Source organism: Massilia eurypsychrophila, assembly GCF_002760655.1.
In the GTDB taxonomy this organism is placed as follows: Bacteria; Pseudomonadota; Gammaproteobacteria; order Burkholderiales; family Burkholderiaceae_D; genus JAFCUW01.
Genome location: NZ_PDOC01000065.1, coordinates 1 through 2,725, shown reverse-complemented (window position 1 = coordinate 2,725; position 2,725 = coordinate 1). Strand labels below are relative to the sequence as shown.

Annotated in this window: 1 protein-coding gene and 2 pseudogenes; all 3 read left to right on the top strand. The window is 51.2% G+C overall.

Annotated features, from left to right (window positions below; genetic code table 11):
• Positions 1-258: 258 nt before the first annotated feature.
• Positions 259-786: a PepSY domain-containing protein gene (locus tag CR105_RS27235; protein ID WP_180288335.1), complete on the top strand. Its 528-nt coding sequence runs from the start codon at positions 259-261 to the stop codon at positions 784-786.
• Positions 787-1,286: 500 nt separating this feature from the next.
• Positions 1,287-2,530, top strand: a pseudogene (locus CR105_RS27230) (class I SAM-dependent methyltransferase).
• A gap of 63 nt (positions 2,531-2,593) precedes the next feature.
• Positions 2,594-2,725 (top strand): annotated as a pseudogene (locus CR105_RS27225) (IS30 family transposase); the annotation flags it as partial.

Genomic DNA, 2,725 nt, shown 5'->3' with positions numbered 1-2,725 from the left:
GGGTGGAGCACAGGTCGGCGCGCATGGTCATGACGACGGCGCGCTCCTGGGTAGTCAGATGTTGGTAGATTTTCGCCATGGCGGCACCTTACAGTAGGAGGTGTTGCACTTGGTCCTTGAGAACGCCGTGCAAACTCGGGTTTCCAGGGGTGCGAATGAGATCAGACCGCTACATTGCTCTTTCGCAATAGCTAATTGATTGCGCCCAATCACGGGTACATGAGATGCGGAATTTTCATCCATTATGAAAGGTTCATCGTGAAACTTAATTCTTCTGCTCAAATCACAATCCTCGTTCTTGCTGCAAGTTTTAGTTTTGCTTCTGCAGCTCATGCGGCCAGACCACGGGAAGTCGAGGCGTTAAATAGGACTTCGGTGTCGCTTGTGCAAGCGACCCAGATCGCTGAGAAACAAGAGGCTGGCAAAACAATCGGCGCAGAATTCGATTTTGAAAAAGACCGCTCCTTATGGGAAGTCAAGGTTCTCGGCAACGCTGGCGTAAAAGAGTACAAAATCGACGCCGCATCGGGTGCCGTTATAAAAATCGAAGATGAACACATTCGCGGAAAACTTACAAACTTCATAACTGGAATGAATATGAAAGATCTTGAAAGCGCTAAAACATCCTTGGCGCAAGCAGTGGCAACTGCAGAAAAGAAGTTTAACGGTAAAGCCATCAAGGTTCAGGTCGAGCATGAACGCGGCAACATCCAATACGATGTTTTTGTTCAAACTGGAAATAAATCGGAGAAGATCAAGATAGACGCCACAGGTCAGGCGCGTTGAGTAAGCGTACCACGAGCTGGCGTTGTTGGCTCTGAGGTGTGCTGTCAAAAGTACTTCGACTAGCTCGTGGATGTATTGCATTTTATGATCCGCGCCATTTCAGTCTGCGCCGCCAACGCCTTTAGTGGCGTAAAAGATCTCGGGGAGGTGTCGTGTTACCCAGTGATTCTCCAACTTTTGGTCTCACCTTCACAGTGTGCCATGCTGCATGAATTCCTAGCTGCCAACCGGCGCGGAGATGATGGATCATGACGGTGGTTTGTCCGCATTGGCCATCAATGAGATGCTCCTGCCATCCACGCAGAGTTACGTTAATAAACTAGTCTGGCCTGGGGTTATCGTTCGGACGACATAGCTTCGAGGCAAATCGAGACTGCTCAAAATCGAGAGCGAACTCGGTTATGGCTGCGTGTCTATTATCGATTTGCCGTGCGGAGAAATTTCGTCCAGACGTACAACCTGCCGCTGACCTAGCGTAACCATGAATAGGAAGCCGAATAATGTTTCTGGAAAAAAAATTGGCGTTATGGGCTGACGATATCCGCCATCGCCTTGCGTTGCCACTAAGGCTAGACTTGTGGAATGGACAACAACTGTCCCTAAGCGATGTTGCCCCCGAGGTCATCGTACGCTTGCCGCATGTGTCGGCTCTAGCATATTTTTTCACTCCATCGTTGTCCAATCTCGGCGCTGCGTATGTCGATGGAAAAATCGAGGTGGAGGGAAAACCAGCAGCAATAATCGCGGTCGGCAACGCGCTCGCTGCTGGCCCCTGAAACTGGAGGGGAAGTTCGCAAGGATTAGCAGGAAACTTCGACATACAAAGGCCAAGGATCGTGAAGCTATCGCTTATCACTACGATGTGTCGAATGATTTCTACCGCTGCTGGCTCGACCCGAAAATGGTGTATTCGTGCGCCTATTTCGAGCATGGGAACGAAGACTTGGCAACGGCCCAGGAGAAAAAAATAGATCACATCCTCACCAAAATTCGGCTGCAGCGCGGACATACCCTACTCGACATCGGTTGCGGCTGGGGGGCCTTGCTCATACGCGCGGCAGAAAAATTTGGGGTACGTGGCGTCGGCGTTACCTTATCTCCGAATCAAGCCACGTTGGCGCGACAGCTGATCGCCGAGAAGGGGCTGACGGAGTATATTGACATTCGCCTGCAAGACTATCGCGACATCCAAGGAAAATTCGACCGGATCACAAGCGTCGGCATGTTCGAGCATGTGGGCCTGCGAAACTTGAGGAGCTACTTTGCCAAAATCGACTCTCTCTTGGTCAATGATGGGATTGCGATGAATCACGGAATTACGTCCACCGACGCCGAGAGCGGGGAAACACCCTATGGCAACGGGGAATTTATTGAACAGTTCGTATTTCCGAACGGTGAACTACCTCACTTGGGCTTAGTCTTGAAAACGATGCAGGAAGCAGGACTAGAAGCTTTTGACATCGAGAATTTACGCCACCATTACGCTAGAACATGCGAGCTTTGGACCAATAATTTCGAAGAGCATGCAGAGTCCATCAAGTTGCTTGCTGGGGAACGTCGCTACCGGATTTGGCGCGTTTATTTGGCTGGCTGCGCCTACGCATTCAATAAGGACTGGATCTCGCTCTACCAGATCGGCTGCGTCAAGGCTGGCAGGCAGCGCAACAGCTTGCCGTGGTCACGCCAGTATATGTATTCCCAGTCGATTGCAGTGGATTCAAGGGCGTCAGACCAGACTCCGTAAAGTGGATCCATTGGTCAAGACAATTATTCAGCGAGTTTAAGCGTAAGCGGGATTTTTACCCCACCTTCCAGTCGAGGTGACGACCGGCGCTACCAGATCCAGGACATGCAGAGCATCCATATCCGCCCTGCAGAGGTCGAGGACCGCCTGATCCCTGGTCACTGGGAGGGCGACCTGATCAAGGGCGCTGGCAAC